General features: G+C 61.1%; 18 protein-coding genes. 6 read left to right on the forward strand and 12 right to left on the reverse strand.

Features of this window, described 5'->3' with window-relative positions:
- Positions 1-185: 185 nt before the first annotated feature.
- Positions 186-1,154 (reverse strand): LysR family transcriptional regulator, encoded by a 969-nt coding sequence (locus tag ACM6HV_RS25665; RefSeq protein ID WP_025112118.1) that lies wholly within the window; start codon positions 1,152-1,154, stop codon positions 186-188.
- Between the two features lie 281 nt (positions 1,155-1,435).
- On the opposite strand from ACM6HV_RS25665, the gene ACM6HV_RS25670 reads away from it, so the two are divergent.
- From ACM6HV_RS25670 to ACM6HV_RS25685, 4 genes are all read left to right on the forward strand, one after another.
- A complete protein-coding gene (locus ACM6HV_RS25670; RefSeq protein ID WP_414905602.1) occupies positions 1,436-2,935 on the forward strand; it encodes an efflux transporter outer membrane subunit in 1,500 nt (499 codons plus the stop codon).
- A 171-nt stretch (positions 2,936-3,106) separates the two neighbouring features.
- Positions 3,107-5,299 (forward strand): FUSC family protein, encoded by a 2,193-nt coding sequence (locus tag ACM6HV_RS25675; RefSeq protein ID WP_414905603.1) that lies wholly within the window; start codon positions 3,107-3,109, stop codon positions 5,297-5,299.
- On the forward strand, positions 5,289-5,489 hold the full coding sequence (locus ACM6HV_RS25680; RefSeq protein WP_003221811.1) for a DUF1656 domain-containing protein: 201 nt from the start codon (positions 5,289-5,291) through the stop codon (positions 5,487-5,489). The genes ACM6HV_RS25675 and ACM6HV_RS25680 overlap by 11 nt, the downstream gene beginning before the upstream one ends.
- 10 nt (positions 5,490-5,499) lie before the next feature.
- Positions 5,500-6,366: an HlyD family secretion protein gene (locus ACM6HV_RS25685; RefSeq protein ID WP_108181738.1), complete on the forward strand. Its 867-nt coding sequence runs from the start codon at positions 5,500-5,502 to the stop codon at positions 6,364-6,366.
- Positions 6,367-6,496: 130 nt separating this feature from the next.
- Here the strand turns inward: ACM6HV_RS25685 and ACM6HV_RS25690 are convergent, their stop codons facing one another.
- The gene (locus ACM6HV_RS25690) at positions 6,497-6,895 is read right to left on the reverse strand and encodes a DUF4440 domain-containing protein (protein WP_182403913.1); all 399 of its coding nucleotides are present in this window, start codon (positions 6,893-6,895) and stop codon (positions 6,497-6,499) included.
- Positions 6,888-8,261 (reverse strand): MFS transporter, encoded by a 1,374-nt coding sequence (locus ACM6HV_RS25695; RefSeq protein WP_414905604.1) that lies wholly within the window; start codon positions 8,259-8,261, stop codon positions 6,888-6,890. Before ACM6HV_RS25695 ends, ACM6HV_RS25690 begins: the two co-directional genes overlap by 8 nt.
- 109 nt (positions 8,262-8,370) lie before the next feature.
- On the opposite strand from ACM6HV_RS25695, the gene ACM6HV_RS25700 reads away from it, so the two are divergent.
- A complete protein-coding gene (locus tag ACM6HV_RS25700) occupies positions 8,371-9,252 on the forward strand; it encodes a LysR family transcriptional regulator (RefSeq protein WP_145597491.1) in 882 nt (293 codons plus the stop codon).
- 100 nt (positions 9,253-9,352) lie between these two features.
- Here the strand turns inward: ACM6HV_RS25700 and ACM6HV_RS25705 are convergent, their stop codons facing one another.
- Both ACM6HV_RS25705 and ACM6HV_RS25710 read right to left on the reverse strand, forming a co-directional pair.
- Positions 9,353-10,177, reverse strand: a complete 825-nt coding sequence (locus tag ACM6HV_RS25705; RefSeq protein ID WP_414905605.1) for an SDR family oxidoreductase — start codon at positions 10,175-10,177, stop codon at positions 9,353-9,355.
- 34 nt (positions 10,178-10,211) lie between these two features.
- On the reverse strand, positions 10,212-10,676 hold the full coding sequence (locus tag ACM6HV_RS25710; protein WP_414905606.1) for a multidrug transporter: 465 nt from the start codon (positions 10,674-10,676) through the stop codon (positions 10,212-10,214).
- A gap of 188 nt (positions 10,677-10,864) precedes the next feature.
- Here ACM6HV_RS25710 and ACM6HV_RS25715 point away from each other — a divergent pair, with 188 nt between their 5' ends.
- Entirely contained in the window at positions 10,865-13,690 is a 2,826-nt protein-coding gene (locus ACM6HV_RS25715) for an RHS repeat domain-containing protein (protein WP_414905607.1), read from the forward strand.
- Between the two features lie 87 nt (positions 13,691-13,777).
- Here ACM6HV_RS25715 and ACM6HV_RS25720 read toward each other — a convergent pair whose 3' ends face one another.
- The 7 genes from ACM6HV_RS25720 to algG form a co-directional block, all read right to left on the reverse strand.
- Positions 13,778-15,229 (reverse strand): mannose-1-phosphate guanylyltransferase/mannose-6-phosphate isomerase, encoded by a 1,452-nt coding sequence (locus ACM6HV_RS25720; protein WP_041064843.1) that lies wholly within the window; start codon positions 15,227-15,229, stop codon positions 13,778-13,780.
- 155 nt (positions 15,230-15,384) lie between these two features.
- Positions 15,385-16,041, reverse strand: a complete 657-nt coding sequence (locus ACM6HV_RS25725) for an alginate O-acetyltransferase AlgF (RefSeq protein ID WP_007969549.1) — start codon at positions 16,039-16,041, stop codon at positions 15,385-15,387.
- 15 nt (positions 16,042-16,056) lie between these two features.
- Complete coding sequence (locus tag ACM6HV_RS25730; RefSeq protein WP_414905608.1) at positions 16,057-17,229, reverse strand: alginate O-acetyltransferase; 1,173 nt, start codon at positions 17,227-17,229, stop codon at positions 16,057-16,059.
- A 10-nt stretch (positions 17,230-17,239) separates the two neighbouring features.
- A complete protein-coding gene (locus tag ACM6HV_RS25735) occupies positions 17,240-18,805 on the reverse strand; it encodes an MBOAT family O-acyltransferase (protein WP_414905609.1) in 1,566 nt (521 codons plus the stop codon).
- Positions 18,806-19,018: 213 nt separating this feature from the next.
- Positions 19,019-20,143, reverse strand: a complete 1,125-nt coding sequence (locus tag ACM6HV_RS25740; protein WP_414905610.1) for a mannuronate-specific alginate lyase — start codon at positions 20,141-20,143, stop codon at positions 19,019-19,021.
- A gap of 8 nt (positions 20,144-20,151) precedes the next feature.
- Positions 20,152-21,612, reverse strand: coding sequence for an alginate O-acetyltransferase (locus tag ACM6HV_RS25745; RefSeq protein ID WP_262947989.1), 1,461 nt, complete (start codon positions 21,610-21,612; stop codon positions 20,152-20,154).
- Positions 21,613-21,622: 10 nt separating this feature from the next.
- Positions 21,623-23,209, reverse strand: coding sequence for a mannuronan 5-epimerase AlgG (algG, locus tag ACM6HV_RS25750; RefSeq protein WP_414905611.1), 1,587 nt, complete (start codon positions 23,207-23,209; stop codon positions 21,623-21,625).
- Between the last annotated feature and the right edge of the window lie 13 nt (positions 23,210-23,222).

A 23,222-nucleotide genomic window follows, 5' to 3' on the forward strand; every position in this document is an offset into this window, starting at 1 on the left:
CAGCGACCGAACCAGCCTATCCACCCAACTTCCGAGCCACAACCGTCAAAACCTGTCGGAAAACTCCCTTCAAATCACCGCTACTGTAGGAGCTGCCGTAGGCTGCGATCTTTTGATTTTTAAACATCAAAGTCAAAAGATCGCAGCCTGCGGCAGCTCCTACAGGTTTAGCGATGTGTTGAAAATCAGTTGGCGACACGGGCTCCGGCGAGGCTGCCACTCAACTCATAAGCCGCCAGTTCCGCTTGGTGCGCCGCCAATATCTCCGGCAGTGACCCGCGCAAATACTCGACCCAGGTTTTGATCTTCGCATCCAGGTACTGCCGCGACGGGTAGATCGCGTACAGGTTGAGTTCCTGCGAGCGGTAGTTGGGCATCATCCGCACCAGCGTCCCGTTGCGCAGGCCTTCGATGGCGGCGTAGACCGGCAGGACGCCGACGCCCATGCCGCTGATGATCGCGGCTTTCATGGCGTCGGCGGAGTTCACCAGGAACGGCGAGCTGTTGATGGTGACCATTTCCTGGCCATCGGGGCCGTTGAAGGCCCATTTTTCCAGGGGGATCACCGGGCTGACGAGGCGCAGGCAGGCGTGGTTCAGCAGGTCGCTGGGTTTTTGCGCGCAGCCGTTGGCTTTCACGTAGGCCGGGGAGGCGCAGACGATGCTGTAGGTGATGCCCAGGCGTTGCGAGACGAAGCCCGAGTCCGGCAGTTCGCTGGCCAGCACGATGGACACATCGTAGCCCTCGTCGAGCAGGTCCGGCACGCGGTTGGCCATGGTCAGGTCGAAGGTCACGTCCGGGTGGGTCTTGCGGTAGCGGGCGATGGCGTCGATCACGAAGTGCTGACCGATACCGGTCATGGTGTGCACTTTCAGTTGGCCGGCGGGGCGCGCGTGGGCTTCGCTGGCCTCGGCTTCGGCTTCTTCGACATAGGCCAGGATCTGTTCGCAGCGCAGCAGGTAGCGCTTGCCGGCCTCGGTCAGGGCAATGCGCCGGGTCGTGCGATTGAGCAGGCGGGTTTGCAGGTGGGCTTCCAGGTTGGAGACCGCGCGCGAGACGTTGGCCGTGGTGGTGTCGAGTTGCACGGCGGCGGCGGTGAAGCTGCCAGCTTCGGCCACACAACTGAAGGCGCGCATGTTTTGCAATGTGTCCATGGGGTGCTCTCAAGGGAGATGGCAAATTGTGACACGAAGTTTCAGGGGCTGAGACCCCCGACCAAGGGATTATCTCGTTAACGGTAACAAAGATTCACAGGAATCCCAGCTTATCGCCGAACAGGGCGTTCCCTAGAATTGCGCCGTTCCCTGTAGGAGCTGCCGAAGGCTGCGATCTTTTGATTCTGTTTTAAGGGAATCAGGATCAAAGATCGCAGCCTTCGGCAGCTCCTACAGAAGGGAACACGTCCCGCCTTATCCTCTTTCAGGAATTCGCAGCTGTGCCGCGTCGCATCAACAGAGCGCTTTTGCCGCTCAGTGTTCTGGCTTTTACTTTGGGTCTTGGCGGCTGCATCGGTACCGGAGGAATTGCCCCGCAGGGCAAGGCACTGGAGGCCAATACCCTGGCCACCGACGATGCGATTGCCCACGCCGCCAAAGACGCCAATTGGCCCACCGCACAATGGTGGCAAGCCTACGGCGACCCGCAACTCAATCGCTGGATCGACCTTGCCGTGCAGGGCAGTCCGAGCATGGCCATGGCCGCGGCGCGGGTGCGTCAGGCCAAGGCGCTGGCCGGTGTCGCCGAGGCCGCCGAGTCGTTACAGATCAATGGCGAGTCGACGCTCAAGCGCCACAACTGGCCGACCGATCAGTTCTACGGCCCGGGCGAGCTGGCCAACACCACCACTTGGGACAACAACGCCGCGCTGGGTTTCAGCTACGCCCTCGACCTCTGGGGCCGCGAAAGCAATGCCAGCGAACGCGCGGTGGATCTGGCGCACATGAGCGCCGCCGAAGCACGGCTGGCGCAGCTGGAATTGCAGAACAATATCGTGCGCGCCTACATCGAGCTGTCGCTGCATTACGCCCAGCGCGATATCGTCGCCGCGACCCTCAAGCAGCAACAGCAGATTCTGGATCTGGCGCAGAAGCGTCTGGATGGCGGGATCGGCACGCACTTCGAAGTCAGTCAGGCCGAAACACCGTTGCCTGAAACCCATCGGCAACTGGATGCGCTCGACGAAGAAATTGCCCTGAGCCGTAACCAGATCGCCGCGCTGGCGGGCAAAGGCCCGGGCGACGGCGCGCAGTTGCAGCGCCCGACTTTGGCGCTGGGTGCTGCGTTGAAACTGCCGTCGGCATTGCCCGCCGAATTGCTCGGTCAACGCCCGGACGTGGTTGCCAGTCGCTGGCAAGTGGCGGCGCAGGCACGCGGCATCGACGTCGCGCATGCCGGGTTTTATCCCAACGTCGATCTGGTCGGCAGCCTTGGCTACATGGCCACCGGCGGCGGGGCGCTGGAGTTTTTGACTGGCAAGAAGCTCAACTACAACGTCGGCCCGGCGATCTCGTTGCCGATCTTCGACGGTGGACGTTTGCGCAGCGAATTGGGCGAAGCGTCCGCCGGGTATGACATCGCCGTGGCGCATTACAACCAAACGCTGGTCAATGCGCTGAAGAACATCTCCGACCAGTTGATCCGCCGCGAGTCGATGGACAAGCAGCAAGCCTTCGCTGCCGAGTCGGTGGCCACCGCGCAGAAGACCTACGACATCGCGATGATCGCCTATCAGCGCGGCCTCACCGATTACCTCAACGTGCTCAATGCGCAGACCTTGCTGTTCAAGCAACAGCAAGTGCAGCAGCAAGTGCAGGCGGCGCGCTTGAGTGCGCATGCCGCGCTGGTGACGGCGCTGGGCGGCGGCCTCGGGGCGGGTAATGACGTGCCCACAGCCGAGCAAACAGCAGCCCCGAAAACCCCGACCCTGCTGCGGTGAACACAATTCAGACGGCATGCGCAAACCTGTGGCGAGGGAGCTTGCTCCCGTTGGGCTGCGCAGCAGCCCCAAAAATCTTGTGAGCGCTGCGCACTCAAGCGGGAGCAAGCTCCCTCGCCACAGAAATTGCGTGATCCACAGACTTTTTCTTCATTTATCGAGCAATTCCAAATGACTCCCTTGCCCGCACTTCTACGCTGGCTCTCCTCCCTGGAATGGCGCCGTGGCTTCTTTGACTGGGCGCGCAGTGATGGCGTGACCTGGGTCTACATCTTCAAGGTCTTGCTCGCCGCGTTCCTGACGTTATGGCTGGCCATGCGTCTGGAACTGCCGCAGCCGCGCACGGCGATGATCACCGTGTTCATCGTCATGCAGCCGCAGAGCGGCCAAGTGTTCGCCAAAAGCTTCTATCGCTTCCTCGGCACTCTGGCCGGGTCGGCGATGATGGTCACGCTGATCGCGCTGTTCGCGCAGAACACCGAATTGTTCCTGGGCTCGCTGGCAATCTGGGTCGGCATCTGTTCGGCGGGGGCGGCGCGCTGCCGTAACTTTCGCGCCTACGGTTTTGTCCTGGCGGGCTACACCGCGGCGATGGTCGGGCTGCCGGCGCTGGCGCATCCGGACGGTGCGTTCATGGCCGCTGTGTGGCGGGTGCTGGAAATCTCGTTGGGGATTCTCTGCTCGACCGTGATCAGCGCCGCGATCCTGCCGCAAACCGCCAGCGCAGCAATGCGCAACGCGCTGTATCAGCGCTTCGGTGTGTTCGCGCTGTTCGTCACCGATGGCCTGCGCGGGCGCAGCAAGGCCGAGTCGTTCGAAGCGAGCAACGTGCGCTTCATCGCCGAAGCCGTAGGCCTGGAAGGGCTGCGCAGCGTGACCGTGTTCGAAGACCCGCACATGCGTCGGCGCAACGGTCGCCTCAGTCGTTTGAACAGCGAGTTCATGGGCATCACCACACGCTTCAACGCCCTGCATCAGTTGCTCGAGCGCCTGCGCGGCAATGGCGAAGAACATGTGGTGGCCGCGATCAAACCGGGCCTGCAGGACCTGGCCGAAGTGCTCGACGGCTTCAGTGGCCGTGCCTTGACCAGCCCCGACGCGGCACGTTTGGCGACGGCGTTGGCGACGTACAAGGAAGGCCTGCCGACACGCGTGCGCACCTTGCGCGGGATTTTCCAGGAAACCGCTCCGAGTGAAGCCGAGCAACTGGACTTCCACACCGCCTACGAATTGCTCTATCGCTTCGTCGATGACTTGCACAGTTATGCACAGACCCACGCCTCGCTGGCCGATCACCGCCACGAGCGTGAGCGCTGGGACGAGCCGTTCACCCCGCAAACCAACTGGTGGGCCGCGGCGGCTTCGGGGATCCGCGCCTCGTTCATCCTGATTGTGCTGGGCAGCTATTGGGTGGCCACCGCGTGGCCAAGCGGCGCGACCATGACCTTGATTGCCGCCGCCACCGTGGGTTTGTCCGCCGCCACACCGAACCCGAAACGCATGGCGTTCCAGATGGCCTGCGGGACGTTCCTCGGGGCGCTGATCGGCTTCGTCGAGATGTTTTTCATCTTTCCGTGGATCGACGGTTTTCCGCTGTTGTGCGTGATGCTCGCACCGGTGATCGTGCTCGGTTCGTTCCTCACGTCGCGGCCGCAATATGCCGGGGTCGGCCTGGGGTTGCTGATCTTCTTCAGCACAGGTTCCGTGCCGGACAACCTGACCGTCTACAACCCTTACACCTTCATCAACGACTACATCGCCATGGTCATGGGCATGCTGGTGTGCGCGGCGGCGGGGGCAATCATTCTGCCGCCGAACAGCCGCTGGTTATGGAAGCGGCTGGAGCAGGACCTGCGCGGTCAGGTGGTCTACGCCATCAGCGGCAAACTCAAGGGGCTGGCGTCGAGTTTCGAGAGTCGTACCCGCGATCTGTTGCATCAGGCATACGGCCTCGCTGCCGGTCAGCCGAAGGTACAAAAAAACCTGTTGCGCTGGATGTTCGTGGTGCTCGAAGTCGGCCACGCGATCATCGAGTTGCGCAAGGAACAGGCAATTCTCCCGGTGCACCCGGCGTATGCCGAATCGCAGCCGTGGCGCCAGGCCATTCGGGTGATGGGCCGGGCGCTGGTGCGGCTGTTTCTGCAACCGAACCCGAGCAATCTGGAGCGCGCACTGGTGGCGGTCGATCACGCGATCAGCCGGGTCGCCGCGACCGACGAGCCGTTTGCGCCGCACTTCGACACCTCCGCGCTGCGTCGGGTGAAGAGCTACCTGCACTTCATCCGCACCTCGTTGCTCGACCCGCAATCACCGCTCGCCGCCTATGCCGTCGCCAAGCCCGAAGGACTTGCCCATGCCTCGTGAAATTGCTTTCCACGGCGTGTACATGCCGACCATGACCCTGATGTTTTTTGTCGCCGCGGCGCTGGCCTGGGCGCTGGACCGGTTCCTTTCGGGGTTCGACCTGTACCGCTTTTTCTGGCACCCGGCGCTGCTGCGCCTGAGTCTGTTTACCTGTCTGTTCGGCGCTATGGCGCTGACTGTCTACCGTTGAGAACGTTCTGATGAAAAAGTTTTTCAGCCTGCTCGCGACCCTGCTGGTGCTGGCCCTGGCACTGTGGATTGGCCGGACCCTGTGGGAGCATTACATGAACACCCCGTGGACCCGCGACGGCCGGGTGCGGGCGGACATCATCAACGTCGCGGCCGACGTCACCGGTGAAGTCATCGATGTGCCGGTGCGCGACAACCAGTTGGTGAAGAAGGGCGACCTGCTGATGCAGATCGACCCCGAGCACTACCGCATCGCGGTCAAGCAGGCGCAGTCGTTGGTCGCTTCACGCAAGTCGACATGGGAGATGCGCAAGGTCAACGCGCATCGCCGCGCCGACCTCGACAACCTGGTGATCTCCAAGGAAAACCGCGACGACGCCAGCAACATCGCCGACGCCGCGCTGGCCGATTACCAACACGCGCAAGCGCAACTGGAAGCCGCCGAACTCAACCTCAAACGCACCGAAGTGCGCGCGGCGGTGGACGGTTACGTGACCAACCTCAACGTGCATCGCGGCGACTACGCGCGCATTGGTGAAGCGAAAATGGCCGTGGTCGACATGAACTCGTTCTGGGTCTACGGCTTCTTCGAAGAGACCAAACTGCCGCACGTGCGCGTAGGCGACAAGGCTGACATGCAACTGATGAGTGGCGAAGTGTTGAAGGGCCACGTGGAGAGCATTTCCCGCGGCATCTACGACCGCGACAACCCGGAAAGCCGCGAGCTGATCGCCGACGTCAACCCGACGTTCAACTGGGTGCGCCTGGCACAGCGGGTACCGGTGCGCATTCACATCGATGAAGTGCCGGAGGGGGTGTTGCTGGCGGCGGGGATCACTTGCACGGTGGTGGTGAAGCAGGAGCCTGTGGATAACTGACAGACCGCGTGGCTGCCATTCGCGAGCAGGCTCGCTCCCACAGGGGATCTTCGATGTGTCACAGATCCAGTGTGGGAGCGAGCCTGCTCGCGAAGCGAACAACCCGGTCTTTCAGACCAATACCGAGTAATCATTCAGCGCAAAATGTCTCCTGCAAATGCCGCCACAACACCCGCCCGTCTTCGCTCTTTTCAAACACCACTGTCGACCGGCGATCAGTGTGCAACCCGCTCGCATCGCTCTGCTGCTCGCGATAACTCAGCGTTGCGCCATGCGCATGCAGGGCAATCCCGCGCAGCTCACTGAGCTCGATCCGGAACCCGGGCTTCTTCCCGCCTGCTGACTGAAACAGCCCGCGCAAGGCTTCAATATCCAGCGCCCGACCCAGCGGCGTGACCATGGAAAAATCCGCCGAGAACCGGCTCAGCAAACGCGCCAATTCGGCCGAATCCTGCTCCACGGCAAACCAGCGTTCGATGACCAGGTGGGCCTGGATCACTTCATCAAAATATTCGTTGTAGTCAATCACGTGGATTTTCCTGAAGGGAAGGTGGGCTCAGCAGCGCGAGCACTTTGGAGGCGTCGAAACGCAGCACGGCGATCATCGGCAGCAATGTGAGCAAGGCCGCCGCGAGAAAGCAGTATTGGAAACCGTGGCCGCCCAATGCGCCCAACAGCGAACTGAGCAATGCGGCGCCAAGACAGAAACCAAGCTGGCGATTGATGTTCCACAGCGCGCTGGCGTGACCCATTTTTTCCGGCGCGATGCCGACAAACGCCAAGGTCTGCGCGGTCACGCTGCATAGACTGCCGCCCAGACCCATCAAGGCGTAGGCGAGGATCAACGGGCCGCTGGCGGGGCGGTCGATCTGCATCAGTACGATGATGCCAAGGCACTGCAGCAGCATGCCGGCGATCAGCAAAGGCTTGGGGCCGATCCGGTTGAAACTGCGTTTGCCCAGCATGATTGCCACGCCCGAAGCAGCAGCCCAGGCCAGCATCAGCGCACCGGTTCGTGCTGCGCCGAAGCCGAGCTTGTGCAGGTACAGCACGGCAATCATGTTGGTGCCGGTAAAGATGCCGGGCACAAACAGGTAGATCAGCATCGCCAGTCGCAATGACGGGTTCCTGATCAGTGGCAGGTCGAGGACCGCCCCGGGTTTGTTCCAGCCATCGCGCAGGTATATCCACAAGGTGATGACGCTGAGCAACAGGACACCGCCCGCGAAGTGGCGGGTAGCGGGTTCGCTCGCCTGGCTCACGGCAATCAACAACAGACTCAGGGCGGACACGGCCAGCAGCAGGCCACGCACGTCCAGTGCCGGACGTTCACTCGTTGGTTGATCCGCTTTCAGCCAGAACAGGCCCAGTCCGAAAGCGAAAAGCGCCAGCGGCATGTTCAGGTAGAAAATCCAGCGCCACGACAACGCTTCAACGATCAAACCACCCGCCGCCGGCGACAGGGCTGGCACCATCAGCGCCACCAGCAAAACCACACCGGTGAAGTGCGCGCGCCGGGTCGCTGGAAACTCTCGATAAGCCAATGCCTGACCGACCGGCAACAATAACCCGCCACCCAGCCCTTGCAGCAGTCGCCAGCCGATCAGGCTTTCAATCGAGCTCGCCTGAGCGATGAGCCCGGAGGCGATCCCGAACACCAGCAACGAACCGAGGATCAGTCGTCGCTCGCCAACCCGCGCCGCCAGCCACACGCTCAGCGGAATGATCAGCGTCAGCCCGAGCATGTAGGCGTTGGTGATCCACGCCAATTGCGTCACCGATGCCTGTAATTCCCTGGCGATGTCCGGATAGGCAATGCTGGCGGCGAACATGTTCAGCAGGTCGAGGGCGAACCCGGACAAATACACCAGCGCGACTTTCGAGCGATAGGCCATGGCAGCTTCCCTGTGATGAGGCGTGCAGGGTAGGGCGATTCGGACGTTAGGAAAACGCGGGTTTGCCTGCTAGTTTGTCAAAATTATTTTGACAGGGAGTGCGCCGGAGATGGTCAGCCTGGACCGTTTTGACACCTTCAAAGCCGTGGTCGAGGCCGGATCATTGACCGCCGCTGCCGATACGTTGGGCCAGACTCGCGCCGTGGTGAGCTTCAACCTCAAGCGCCTGGAAGAGGAATTGGGTGTCACGCTGCTCACGCGCAACACCCGGCAACTGGCCCTGACCGATGCCGGCGAGCGCTTTTATCGCCGCTGTCTGCGCACCCTCGACGAAGCACGATTGGCGATCGAGGAGGCGCGCTCCGAGCATGCGCAACTCAAGGGCACGTTGCGCATCACCACCACTGTGGAGTTCGCCTTGGCCCAGGTGGTACCGGCGCTGGAGGTGTTTCGTCAGCAACAGCCGCAATTGAACATTCACCTGTCGACGTCCTCGACCCACGCCGATCTGATCTCCGAACGCTTTGACCTGGCGATTCGCCTGGGCCGCATGCACGACTCCAGTCTGCGCGCGGTGCAGTTGTCAACGTTCGAAGTGTTTGCAGTGGCGGCGCCGCCGCTGGTCGAGCGCTTTACCCCGGTTGCCACGCTGGCGACGCTGGAATCGATGCCGACGCTGGGGCATGGCCGCGTGCCGGAAATGACCGTGACCGATCCGGCGGGCACCGAGCATGTCTACCAGCCAAAACCGGGGACCACCGCCATCGTCGCCGACAACTCGGCGACGCTGCGAGCGTTTGCGTTGACCGGGCAAGGCGTGGCGATTCTGCCGCAGTGGCTGATTCAGGATGATCTGGAGGCGGGGCGATTGGTGCGATTGCTGGCCGATTACCGTTTTGCTCAGCAGGGGGTGTATGCGCTGTACCCGGATACCCGGCATTTGCCGCTGAAGGTGCGGGCGTTCATTGATTTCATGAAGGGCTGGGGCTGAGTGTTGGCTGATCTGGCCCCTTCGCGAGCAGGCTCGCTCCCACATTAGGAATGCATTCTCCTGTGGGAGCGAGCCTGCTCGCGAAAGCGTCAACCCGGTCTCAGAGCTTTCCACGCAACCCGAACCGCCGCATCAACGTCGACTCCAGCAACCCCTTGGGCAACACCATCGCCAGCAACGGCAACGCCCGGCTGCCATTACCAATGCGGATCAGTCGTGGCGGCTTGCTTTGTTGCAAAGCCTTGAGCAACTCAGCCGCAAACTCACTGGCCGGCGTCGGCTTGTCCTGCGAGGCCTTGGCCCGTGCGCGGATTCCCTCACGCAAGGGAAACCACGGCGATTGCTCGTTGATCAGTTGCTCGGCTTCGTGTCCGGCGTTCTTGGCGAAGCTCGACTGAATCGCCCCGGGCTGGACCTCCATCACGCGAATGCCGAACGGCGCCAGTTCCATGCGCAGTGCATCGCTCAACGCATGCACCGCCGCTTTCGAGGCGCAATACGCGCCAGCGAACGGCGTCACCAGCACGCCTGAGACACTGCCAATATTCACCACCAGCCCCTTGGCCCGACGCAGTACCGGAAACAGCGCGCGGGTAACGCCGACCATCGAAAACACGTTGGTCTCGAACTGGCGCTGCATGGCCGGCACGCCGCCGTCGAGCAGCGGCCCCATCGCGCCATAACCGGCGTTGTTGATCAGCACGTCGAGGCCGCCGTGTTGCTGGTTGATGCGCTCAGCGAGTTGTTCCAGTGCCAGGCTGTCATTAACGTCCAGCGCAATGGCGGTGAACCCGGCAGCGGCGAGGGCCGCGACGTCTTCAGCCTTGCGCGCAGTGGCCCAGACATCGTAACCGGCGGCTTTGAATGCATCGGCGAGGGCGCGGCCAATGCCGCTGGAGCAACCGGTAATCAACGCAACGGGCATGGCGCATTCCTTGTGCAAAAAGTGGGGGAGGGAATCAGTCGGAGAAACTGCCCTGCAAACGCTCGGCACGAAACTCCAGGGTTTGTGGGCGATAACCTGGGCGCAGCGGTGGCATCGGCAGGCAGTCTTCCCAGTCACCGCCGGCCTGCAGTTCGCCGGGGCCGCGATAGCGTGGGGCGGTGTATTGGTTGTCGGCCAGATTGACCGTGTCACCGGGCGCGTAGGCTGCGATGCGCCAGCGCAGTTCGGTCAGCGGCACGTCGTTGCCGTTGTTCATTTTCAGTTGCAGCGGACGATCCGCCGGGCATTGTTCAGGCGCATAGACAATGCGCATCTCCAGACGCGCCAGTTGCTTGAGCTCGCGGTTGTCCAGCCACACCACCCAGACCGCGACCAGTCCCAGACCCACGGCGGCCGCGACGGACACCGGCACGGCCTTGGCCGGATAGCGCAGCAACAGGATCAGCCAGGTAATGACCAGCAGCACGCCGATGAACATGTTTGAACGCTCCTTGAACTCATGAGCACCATCCTACCGAAGGGGCGCGGGAATGGATATTCACCGGGCAAAGCATGACGCCATTGGTCGGGACTGTAATTTCTGACAGTAGGCATCCGGATTGTCGAGCGGTTTGATGTCTTCGCCGGAACGAAATGGCGCGGTCATGAATATTGGGTACGAGACATATGGGCGTTCATTACAAGACTCCGACCCTTTCGGCGAACGACCCTCGTGGGCTTGCGATTCGCACGGTCGACTATTGGCGCGGTGATGGCGTCGGCCCCGCTCAAAGTCGCATCCACCGTACCTTGCACGACGCGGCCGGGCGTGCTGTTGCGCAGTGGGACCCGCGTTTGTGGGCACTGCAAATGTCTGACCCATTGACCCCGGCCAATCTGACCACGGTGTACTCGTTGAATAGCCAGCTATTGCGCTCGGACAGCGTCGACGCGGGCACGCAGGTCGCGTTGTACGGTCTCGGAGCGCAAGTGCTGCTTGATTGGGACAGCCTTGGAACCCGTCGTGAGGCGGAATATGACGTGTTGCTGCGACCGCTGGCGGTGTTCGAAGACGGTGTAGCGACGCCCCGACGGTGCGTCGAGCGTTACGGATATGGCCAGCCCGGCGCCGGTGAGCCGAGTAAAAATCAGCTCGGCCAGTTGATACGCCATGACGATCCGGCGGGCAGCGTGTTGTTTGAAACCTTTGCGATCACCGGCCAGTGCAGTGAAAACATCCGCTATTTCACCCAGGACCCTGTCACCCCCGATTGGCCCGAACGAATTGAAGACCGTGCACGGTTGCTTGAGCCGGGCGAGGGCGCCACTAGCCGATGGCGCTTCGGCCCGCTGGCACAAGTGCTCGAACAAGTCGACGCGCGAGGTAACAGGCAGGGGGTTGAACTGACCGTCGACGGGCGCTTGCGTGCGGCACATGTGCAGTTGAAGCTGCAGCCCGATACCCGGCCCATGGTCAGCGACATTCGTTACAACGCTGACGGGCAGGTCGAGGATGAGTTGGCGGGCAACGGCGTTCGTGCCTCGCTGACCTATCAGCCGCAGAACGGTCGTCTCGTCAGCCGTCGCACGACTGACTCCAGCGCCAGGCTGCTGCAGCATCTGCTTTACACCTATGACCCGATGGGTAATGTGTTGAGCATCGAAGACGCGGCCCAGCCCATCCGTTACTTCGCCAATCAGCGTATTGATCCGATCAGCCGTTTCACCTACGACAGCCTCTATCAATTGAGTGAGGCCAGCGGCTGGGAGGCGGGGGCAAATAATCAGGGGCCGACGCCGGTTAGTCGCGTTGATCCGGCGGCGTTCAGCAACTACCGGCAAACCTATCGTTACGATGCCGGCGGCAATTTGCTGGAGTTGACGCATGTCGGCGCTCAAACGCACGGACACCAGTTCAAGACCGCCCGCTACAGCAATCGCGGCCTGTCGTGGCGCAACGGCGTGGCGCCGACTGAAGCGCAAATCGCGGCAGCTTATGACGCGCGTGGCAATTTGCTGGAGCTGGATCAAGGGCGGTTTGTGCAGTGGGATCTGCGCAATCAGCTGCACCTGGTCAGCCCGGTGGAGCGCGTGAGCGAATCTGACGATCAGGAAATTTATCTGTACGACGCCGGCGGTCAGCGCGTGCGGAAAATCCGTTCGCTGCAGACCCATACCCGTACTGTCATCAACGAAGTGCGCTACCTGCCAGGACTGGAGTTGCGAGTCGACAGTGCTGGCGAAGTCCTGCAGGTGATCTCGGCACAAACGGCGATTAACAGCATCAACGTCCTGCACTGGGAAGGTCCGCCGCCGTCGGGAAGCAATGATCGGTATCGGTACAACGTTGTTGATCATCTTGGGTCGGCCAGCCTGGAGTCAGGCGAGGAGGGGCGGATCATCAGTCAGGAAAGCTATTACCCGTTTGGCGAGACGGCGTGGAGCCGTGAGTCCGAGGTCAGTTACCGCACGCTTCGATATTCCGGCAAGGAGCGAGATGCGACGGGACTGTATTATTACGGTTTGCGCTATTACGTCCCGTGGCTGCAGCGTTGGATGAACCCGGATCGCAAAGGCTTCATCGATGGAAGTAATCTCTACAGGATGGTGTTGAACAACCCGATGACCTATCTCGACAGCGACGGAGCGATCACGCGAAAACCGTTGGCCAATGGCTTATGGGAACCCGTCATTGCATCAGGCTCAAAGCGCGAAATGACCGCCGTCGCATTCACGGATAAAGGCGAACCCAATCGGTTTGTACCTGCAATGGGTAACCCCACCCCTATCGCGAAAGCGCTGCAAACACCTGAGTTCGGCAAGGTGGTGGTCGACACCAAGTTTTTAGACCCGACGCCCGGGCGTTATTCCAAAGCGGTGGTCAGCGGCCTCAGTAATACTGCGGGTGGAGCCGAATTCATATTCACCATGGATAAGCTGACCTACTCAGGAGCCAGCAATGGTGCTTTCAACGCATTGAGAATTGTGGACATCGCTGCCGGCCAGATGCCTGATAAAGCCAACGCCGTTTCTGGCTATTGGGCGCCTCAGGGGGGGTATGTCGATATTCCTGTGAATCCTTCCGGGGTCCAGCCAGATCATGTCTTTACCCCGGCCTTCAGTGGCTGCTCGCTGACGGTGGAACAGTTGAACAGAAACGTCCTCCGCGTGCGTCACGTGGAGGGTGGCAAGGAAGATACCCAGTTCAATAACCTGCCGCGCAGCGAGCATGGTCTGGGCCTCGGTGCAACAATGGAGTACCCGGACTATGGCTATGCCGCTAACGACAGCGGACAGCTACAGGAGTTTAAAAACGCGTTCGCCTTCATGAAATTCGATCGCAAACAGCAGACATGGAATATCCACTACCAGACCATTGAGGGTACCGCCAGCATTACGCGTTACGAGCCGGCCAAGAGGGGCTTGTTCACCAAAACCAATGCCAGTGTATCCGCGCATGCTTCTATCAAAGTCCGGCAGTCGATGAGCAAGCGTGTGGCGATTGCGCGGTAACCGACAAAAGAATGAAAAAGCCCCCGCCCAACCCACTGCGGATAGGGGACGCAGCGGGCTGGACGGGGGCTTCTTATTGCCGGGAGATCACTGCGCGATGGTTTTCACCGACACGCCGCGTTCGATCGGGGTAGAGCGACCGTAGATGTCTTCGAAGCGCTCGATATCGTCTTCACCCAGGTACGAACCCGACTGCACTTCGATGATTTCCAGCGGGATCTTGCCCGGGTTGCGCAGGCGATGCACCGAGGCGATCGGGATGTAGGTCGACTGGTTCTCGCAGAGCAGGAACACGTTGTCATCGCAGGTCACTTCGGCGGTGCCGCTGACCACGATCCAGTGTTCGGCGCGGTGGTGGTGCATCTGCAGCGACAGGCACGCGCCCGGCTTCACCGAGATGTGCTTGACCTGGAAGCGGCCGCCCATGTCCACCGAGTCATACGAGCCCCACGGACGGTAGACCTCGCAGTGGTTCTGGGTTTCGCTGCGACCCTGCTCGTTGAGCGTGTTGACCATCTGCTTGACGCCCTGAACCTTGTCTTTGTGGGCGATCATCATCGCGTCCTTGGTTTCGACCACGACGATGTTTTCCAGGCCGATCACCGACACCAGTTTGCCGTTGCCGTGGATCATGCAGTTCTTGCTGTCCTGGATCACCACGTCGCCTTTGCTGACGTTGCCGTTGGCATCCTTCTCGTTGACTTCCCACAGCGACGACCAGCAACCGACATCGCTCCAGCCGGCGGTCAGCGGCACCACGCAGGCGCGCTGGGTTTTTTCCATGACGGAGTAGTCGATGGAATTGTCCGGGCAGCAGGCGAAGGTGGCCTCGTCGAAGGTGATGGTGTCGGCGTCCTGCTGGCTGCGCTCAAGGGTCAGCAGGCAGGTGTCGTAGATGTCCGGATCGTGCTTTTTCAGCTCTTCGAGGAAGCGGCTGGCGCGGAACAGGAACATGCCGCTGTTCCAGTAGTAGCCGCCGGATTCGACGTATTCGGTGGCGCGTTTGACGTCAGGTTTCTCGACGAAGTGCGAAACGCGGCTGACGCCTTCGGGCAGCAGCGAGTCGCCGGTGGATTTGATGTAGCCGTAGCCGGTTTCCGGTTTGGTCGCCGGCACGCCGAACAGCACCATCTCGCCGTTTTCGGCGGCGACGGTGGCCAGGGCGAGGGCGCGCTGCAGGGCTTTCTGGTCTTCCAGCACGTGGTCGGCCGGCAGCACCAGCATCAGTTCGTCACGCCCTTCATTGACCAGCATCATCGCGGTCAGCGCTACCGCTGGTGCGGTGTTACGGCCAAACGGCTCCATGAGGATGCGCTGGCATTCGAGGTTACGGTTGGCCAACTGTTCGTTGACGATGAAGCGGTGATCCTTGTTGCAGACCACGATCGGCGTGTCCATGCCTTCGAACACCAGGCGCTCCAGCGTTTGCTGGAACAGCGTGTGTTCACCGGTCAGGGCCAGGAATTGTTTAGGGAATTGCTTACGCGAAAGCGGCCAAAGACGTGAACCGCTACCACCTGACAAGATCACCGGAATCATGTTGTTTACTCCATAAAAATCGATTGGTTAGAGGCCCTGTGGGAGCGAGCCTGCTCGCGAAAGCGGTACATCAGTCGACATTGATGTTGGATGTCGGACCGTATTCGCGAGCAGGCTCGCTCCCACAGGGTTACTGCATCAGTTCATGAAATTGATTAGCGCGTCGACACCGGGCGTTTTACCCAGACTGGCGACAGGCTGCTGCCGGAGCCGGTGACGTACAGCACCGCGGCCTCGCCGCGCTCCAGCGCGACCGGTTTCACGTCGCCGACTTTCTTGTCGCCTTCGTACAGCGCCAGGCTGACTTTCACCGGGTTGATTTCACGTTCGCCACGACCCTTGGCAGCCACGTTCGGCACCACGTCGGTCTTGCCGTCGGCGGTCTTCAGGGTCAGCGGCTTGTCGCTGAGGTTCTGCACGCGCACCAGGGATTTCTGCTTGTTCTTGAACGGCGGTTCTTCAATCAGTTGTGGCGCGCCGGAAGCGTTGTTGACCAGGGTGTAGTAGTGGTCGCCGGCGAGTTTGACCGGCAGGGTCTGGCTGCCGACTTTGGCGCTGTAGTCACCGCCCGGCATGAAGCTGAAGTCGCTGCTGGCCAGTGGCGCAACGTCGCTCAGGTTGGTGCTGCCGACGGTGGCGCTGACTTCGGCGTTGCTGGCGTTGTAGACGCGCACGAAGGTCGAGCCTTTCGGCGCGGTCGGGCCGTACAGCGCGGCGTCACCACCGGCAAAGGCCTGGACCGACAGCACGCTCAGACCCGCAACCAATGCGAAGCGTTTGGCGAGACGACGAGGAGTAGTAGTGAAAGTCATGGTGTTACCTCTCTTTCAGTTTTGCGCCCGATCGGGCGTCTCGGATTTAGTGTTGATGGCTACGTTTTGTTGGCGAGCACCGGCTTGTTTGAGCTCTGCGACCCACTGCGGGTCGGCGTCGCCGATTTCGTTGTTCACAGGCAGATATCGTTCAGGAAACTCCCAGATCAGCACCTGTGGCGGGCTGTTCTTGAAGTCATCGCTTTTCAGGTAGCTGAGCATCGGCAGGATCGGGCCGTGGCCGTCCTCGGCGTAATTCACGACGTCGCTGTGCAGCGCTTGTTTCAGCGCCCCGACGAAGTTCCAGTTGGGGTTGGCGCTGTAGCTGGTGCCGATCAGTGCGACCGGGACTTCGTTGCTGGCGAACAGCGCGTCGTCACCGGCCGGTTGCTCGGCGGCCACGGTGTTGCGCTTTTGCAGCGGCTCTTGCGCCGGCATCAGGTTTTCGAACAGCGGATCCAGCGGCAGGAACAGACGCAGGTCGCCCTTGTGCGTGACCTTCTCCGCTGGCGTGGTGACGAAGCGCTGCGGCTCGCCGCTGAGCGGGAACTTGTCGGCGATGGTCTTGGCCAGGGTGTTGGCGGCGATTTCGGCGCCTTCCGGGGTCCAGTGGGTGTCGGTGCGCAGGAACACTTGCTGACCGTTTTGCTTGGCTTGTTGCAGCGGGCCGAGCAGGTCCGGGGCGAGGATCTTGTCTGCCGCGACACGGGCGTGGAAGTCCTGATAAAGGTTGGCGTGAATGCTCGCCGGTTTCACTTCACCCAGGTGTTCCGGGTACAGGCGCACCTTGGCCGGCACGATTGCCATCACCAGTTTCACGCCTTTCTCTTTCAGGGTCTGACGCACGCCTTCAACCAGCGCGTAATTGCCTTGCAGGTTCAGCTCTTCATTGACGATCGGGTTGAATTCTTCGTCGCTGTACAGCCACTGATCGCGACCGAGCACCACGCCCGGACGCCCTTCGTTGAACAGTTTGAAATCCAGCGCCGCCCAGAGGTTGGTGCCCAGTCGCTTGATCGGAAACTGATCGTCGTAGTGGGTTTCCACGGCTTTGGTCCAGCGACCGTTGATCACCGTCGCGTCTGCATTGGTGTTGAAGCCGAAGAAGCTGCGCACCGACCACAGACCGAGCACCAGCAGGGTCAGCAGAAACAGCGCGATGTAGAAGATGCGTAATGAGCGGGTCATGTCAGATCCCTCAGAACTGGAAGTAAAGGAACGGCGAGAAGCTTTGCGCCGAGAGTTTGAGAATCGAGGCGATGAACAGCAGCAGGATCAGCCCGCGCATCACGTAGCGCGACCAGTCCGCCGTCCAGTAGGCCGGTTGCACCTGGGCTTCGACGCCGACGGTGTAGCCAGGCTCATGGATGTTCGCCGGGTTTTCGCCAGGCGCGGCTTTGATCATGCCCGGGGTCGCGGTGGCAGGGCCGTTGGCCTCGACGTTGACTTCAGGTTTGCTCTTCACCGGAGGCTGATTGGTGTACAGATCACGCAAGCCAAAGAACGCCAACGTCGCGTACGCCACCACCAGGGTTGCGACTTGCAGACCGGTGAGGCTGGCGCGGTTGAGTTCCGACAGCGACCAGTCGCCGAAGCTGAACATCGCGCCGTACATGCGCCCGGCGACGTGCAGGTTCTCGGCACGGAAGATCACCCAGCCCATCACCACCAGCAGGAAGGTCAGTGCCCAGCGGATCGGGTTGAGGCTGCGCGGCGAGGTGTTGATGCCGAGCATCTTTTCGATCGCCAGCCACATGCCGTGCCAGGCGCCCCAGACGATGTAAGTGATGTTCGCGCCGTGCCACAGACCACCCAGCAGCATGGTCAGGAACAGGTTGCGATAGGTCATCAGCGTGCCTTTGCGGTTACCACCGAGGGTGATGTACAGGTAGTCACGCAGCCAGGTCGACAGGCTGATGTGCCAGCGACGCCAGAACTCGGTGATCGACTGGCTGATGTACGGCTGCTTGAAGTTTTCCATGAAGCGGAAACCCATCATCAGGCCCAGACCGATGGCCATGTCGCTGTAACCGGAGAAGTCGAAATACAGCTGCGCGGTGTACGCCAGTGCGCCCAGCCAGGCATCCCCGGTGGTCGGGTTTTGCAGGGCGAAGCAATGGTCGGCGACCACCGCGAGGGTGTCGGCGATGAACACCTTCTTGATGAAACCCTGCATGAACCGCGTGCAGCCTTCGGAGAACTTGTCGAGGGTGTGGGTGCGGTTGTTGAATTGATCGGCAAGGTCGCGGAAGCGCAGAACCGGGCCGGCAATCAGGTGCGGAAAGATCGCCACGAACGCCGCGAAGTCGATCAGGTTGCGCGTGGCCGGGGTGTCGCCGCGGTACACGTCGATGATGTAGCTGATCGACTCGAAGATATAGAACGAGATACCGATCGGCAGCAGCACGTGGGTCAGGATGAACGGCTCCAGACCGAACGAGGTCATGATCGCGTTGATGCTGTCCACGCCGAAGTTGGCGTACTTGAAGTAGCCGAGGATGCACAGGTCGACCGCGACGCCGAGCAGCAGCCAGCGCTGCGCCGGTTTGGTGCGCACGCCGGCGGCGCCGACTTTCAGGCCGATCCAGTAGTTCCACAGGGTGACGCCGGCGAACAGCGCCAGGAAGTCCACCCGCCACCACGCGTAGAACACGTAGCTGGCGATCAGCAGCAACAGGTTGCGATAGCGTTGCCCGCTCAAGTAGTACAAGCCGAGAAAGATCGGCAAGAACAGAAACAGGAACACGTTGGATGAAAATACCATCCCGATCTCTCCATGTTTGAACCAACAGTCAAGGGCCAAAGCCCCCCCAAACCCCCCACGTAAAACCAGAGGGCTAACTCAAAAATTTCAAATCTGACACGGGCCCCTGTGGGAGCGAGCCTGCTCGCGAAGGCGTCGTGTCAGTCGACATCAGTTTTGAATGTCAGACCCTATTCGCGAGCAGGCTCGCTCCCACAGGGTTTATCGATGTCCTCAAGAACCCTTCTTGCCCTTCTCATGCGACGGGTCGTAGACCTTGGTCAAGTCCCCGCCGAGGCGGAAGGTCTTGAACGGTTGCATGCCGTGCTTCTTCTCGATCACATCCGCCGGGCAGGTGTAGAGGGTGCAGAACGGTTCGAGCCAGGCGAATTTCATGTCCTCTTTCAGGTCGGTCATGTCCTGTTTCTTGCCGTTCTTTTCCTCGAACTGATCCGGGTCTTTCACCCCGGCCAACACCCGATCACCCAGACGCTTGAGCGCGCTGTTGTTTTCCTGACGCAGATCGACACCGTTGACCTGGGCGAAACTGGCGATCATCGCCAGTGGCGGCAGGGCGTAGTTGTGATAGGCGAGGGCGCGTTGCTGGCGCTTCAGTTCGTTAGGCAGGAAGCCGTCGGCGTCGATTTGATTGACCCCGACCTTGTATTCCTTCACTGCCCAATCGAACAGGTCGCGACGGTTGGTGGCGATCGAGGTCGCCATCACCGACCACGCGGCCCAGTACGAGTGGTTGTTGGTTTTTTCCAGCGGCAGGTTGTCCCAGTCGCTGACCACCTGATCGGCCATCTTGCTGAACCACGCCTCGATCTGCTGCGCTTCTTGCTGATGCGTGGCCAGCGGATGCGAGTCGGAGAACTTCAGGCGAATGTACGAAGAGGCCATGCTGCCCAGCGCCCATTTGCGCATCGACTTGCCGGTGTGGTTGAAGTCTTTCGACATCAATGCATCGGCCTTGGCCCACGCGGTCAACCAGTTGAGCGTGCAGTCGAGCTGCTCCGGACGGCCGTCGCGCATGAACTGCATCACTCGTTTGGCGGTGCCGCGCTCCAGGGTGGTGATGTCCTTGGTGGTGTCGCGGAAGGCTTTTTCCGACTGCACGTTCAGGGTCGCGCGGGCCTTGTCCGAGCCTTCGTATTTGCTGCGAAATTGCAGCGGCCCGGTGTACGGCGCCGGCATCGCGTCGCAGCCTTCGCTGTTGTCGCCGGACTTGAATTTATCCACAGGAGCAAAGTAGCCCTGCGGCGGGCGCAGTGGCGCGGCGGCCTGAGTGGCCCCGGCGAACATCGCCAGGGTCAGCAGGGATGGTGCAAGCAGGTGTTTGATCGTTCGATTTCGCATAGCAGACCTCATTGCCCGACTTGCGCGGTTTGTGGCCCAGCGCCCGGGAATACGTTGCGTTTGCAGATTTTCGCTTCGACTTTTTGCGGTGCAGTACCCGCTTCCGGGCCCTGGACTTCGACGGCCAGCAGATTTTGCGAGGCCCAGTCTTCGTCCGTGCGCAGCTCAAAGGCGAAACGACCGTCGGTGTCGGAGGTTTCCGGTTTCTCGATCTTGATGTCCTCGTGGCGACCGTTCATGTACCAGAGGGTGGCTTGCAGGGTTTTCACCGAGGTGTCGGCGAAGCGGATGTCGACCTGATGGCTGCTGTTCTGCAGGTTCAGGTTTTTGCTGTTGACCAGCAGTTCCTGTTTGCCGCCAGGCTTGAGTGTGGTGCTGGCGGACATTTGGGTTTCCTTGCCTTCGCAACCGTTATCCAGCAGCGCCATCATCTGGCGATAGATGGTTTCCTGGTCGAGGCGGTACAGCGGCGAGAATTCCCAGATCAGAATCTTCGGCGGGGTCTTCTGGAATTCGTCGCTACCGAGGTACTGCAGCATCGAACCTTCGAGACCACCGCCAGGGAAGGCGACGTTGAGAATGTCGGCGCCGATTGCCTCTTCGAGGAAGCCGGCGAAGTTGTAGTTCTTGCCGCTGTGCGAGGTGCCGACGAGGGTGATTTGCGGGTTGCCGGAATCACCGAACAGGTCGCCGTCACCGGCCTCGCCTTTCGGCTCGGTGGTGAACTGGTCCATGTACTGGATCGCGTAACTGGTGCCGCACAGTTGCCCGGCCATGTTGTGCAGGGTGCCGGTCTTGCCCATGCGCCCGGTGCGCTTGGTCTCGAATTCACGTTTGGGAATGTCGGCGAAGGCCGGGATCTGCTTGACCTTCTCGGCGACGATTTTCGCTGTGCGCTGAGCACCGTATGGCGTCCAGTGCTGGTCGCCACGGAAGTAGAAATCGTGGGCGGGCAGGGTGTCCGGCAGCGATTCGTTGGTCAGCGGCGACAGGTCCGGTACCACGTAACCCATCTTGGCGAAACGCCCGAGCATGGTCTTGTAGTTGCCCAGCGCTTTCTCGTAATCGAACGCGGCTTTTTCCTGCGGGTTGAGCTTGTTGCGGTTCACCAGACCGCGGGTCGGCTGGTAGACGATCACCAGTTCGACGCCTTTGGCCTTGAACGCATCGTGCAGCTGTTGCAGGCGTTTGTAGCCGGCCGGGGTGGTGTTGAACTCGGTGCGCAAATCTTCCTGGGTACGGAACAGCCAGTCGCCCTGCGCCTGCACCAGCGTGGTGAAGTTCTGCTGATAACGCGTGGTGTAGTTCTTCGCGTCGTGCGCGGCCGGGCACAGGTTGCAGCACGGTTCGGCGCTGAATTTTGGTGCGGTGGCGCCCGCCGCTTCATCGGCGCGGGCAGCATTGCTGGCCGCCAGAATGCCCACGGTCAGGGCCGACAGGCTGAGTAATTTGATCAAGTGTGGGTGCATAAAATTATCCTCAGTCCCGCAGTTCGGTCTGGCGTTCGACAGGGTCGATCAGTACGGCTTTCTGCTGGCGCACCAGCAGGTCGAGAATTTCATCCTGGCGCTCGCCGAGGATGCCGTTGAAGCTGATGCCGCTGGACTTGGTCGGCGCCAGCATCGATACGCGATACAGCTCGACGCTCAACGGCGAGTCGATGGCCATCGGGCCGCTGCCGTTGGCCGCCAGTTCACCGCCAACCACGATCAGCGAGACCTGGGCGTCGAACGGGTCGAGCTTGATGTCTCGGTCGGTGTCGGTCAGGTCCTTGATGTGGCCGTAGACGCCGGTCAGCCCGTTGGCCATGGCGACGTTTTCGTAGAGGCGGATGTTCACGCTGTTACGAATGCGGATGCCGTGGCGCTTGTTGCTGATGACCTTGTTGCCCCACAGCAGGTTGTCGGCGGACTCGTAGAGCGTGATGCCGTCCGTGTGGTTCTTGTAGATCTCGTTGTAGGCGATGATGTTGTTGACGCTGTTACGGTCGATCACCAGGCCTGAGAGGTGGTTGTCGTAGCTCTTGTTGTTGAAGATGAAGCTGTCGTTCACTTCACGGGAAATGATGATGCCGTGCTTCTTCTTCGTGCCGTGGACGGTGTTCTCGGCAATGATCAGACCGTGGGAACGGTCGTGCGGGTCGATGCCGTAGACGATGTTGTCCTTGTAGGTGTTGCCCTTGACCACGAAGTCGCGGGTCTCGTAGCAGTAGAAGCCGTACCACATGTCGGAGAACTCGGAGCCGACGATCCAGCCGGTCGGCTCGGGACGCTTGAGGACCTTGGCCATGTTCGGCGTGTACTGGGAAATACTCACCCCGTACGACTTACTGTTGGCGTAGCCGAAACTGGCCATCTTGCTGTTGACGATGTAGGTCTCGGTGCCGCCCCAGGCCAGCAGAAACGGACGGAATTCCTTCGGCGAACGGAAGGTTGCCGGGCCGTTGTCCTTCTCGCGCCAGCCAGTGACTTTGGTGTCACGCACGAACAGCTGACCGTCGTTGACCAGGAACGAACCGGCCTCTTGCGACAGGCGCAATTCCTGGGTCTGGCCGTCGATTTCGAGGATGCCTTTGCGGCCGACCACGATCGGCAATTTGGCCAGATACACGCCCGGCGCGGTTTCGCTGAAGTACTGCTTGGGCAGCTTCTGCGCCAGCTCTTTCAGGTTCATGTAGCCGTCGTCGACGAAGATCGCCTGCGGGATGCCGTGCTGACGCACCACCCATTCGGCCATCTTGTTGTCGCCGCCGATGAAGTCCTTCAGGGCGTCTTCCTGCATCATCCGGCGCACGCTGATCTTGCCTGCTTTGCTACGATTGATCTTCGCAGCGGCAGCCTCGGCGGTGAAACCGGACAGGTCGGGCAGTTTCGGCTTGGCCAGCTCCAGCGCCTCGGTCGGCGCGCTGCTGACGGTGTAGGTCTTGGCTTGTTGCAGCTCTTTGGCGGTGGTCACCGGCTTGCCCTGTTGAGGCACGGCCGGTTCCACCGTGGCGAACGCGCCAGCGGAGGCCAGCAGCATGGCGCCGGCCAACAGGCTGAGCGAGCCTTTCCTTGCATGGTGCATGTCGGGCACTCCC

Origin of the sequence: Pseudomonas sp. IT-P260 (assembly GCF_949768395.1) — a bacterium.
Lineage (GTDB): Bacteria > Pseudomonadota > Gammaproteobacteria > Pseudomonadales > Pseudomonadaceae > Aquipseudomonas > Aquipseudomonas parakoreensis.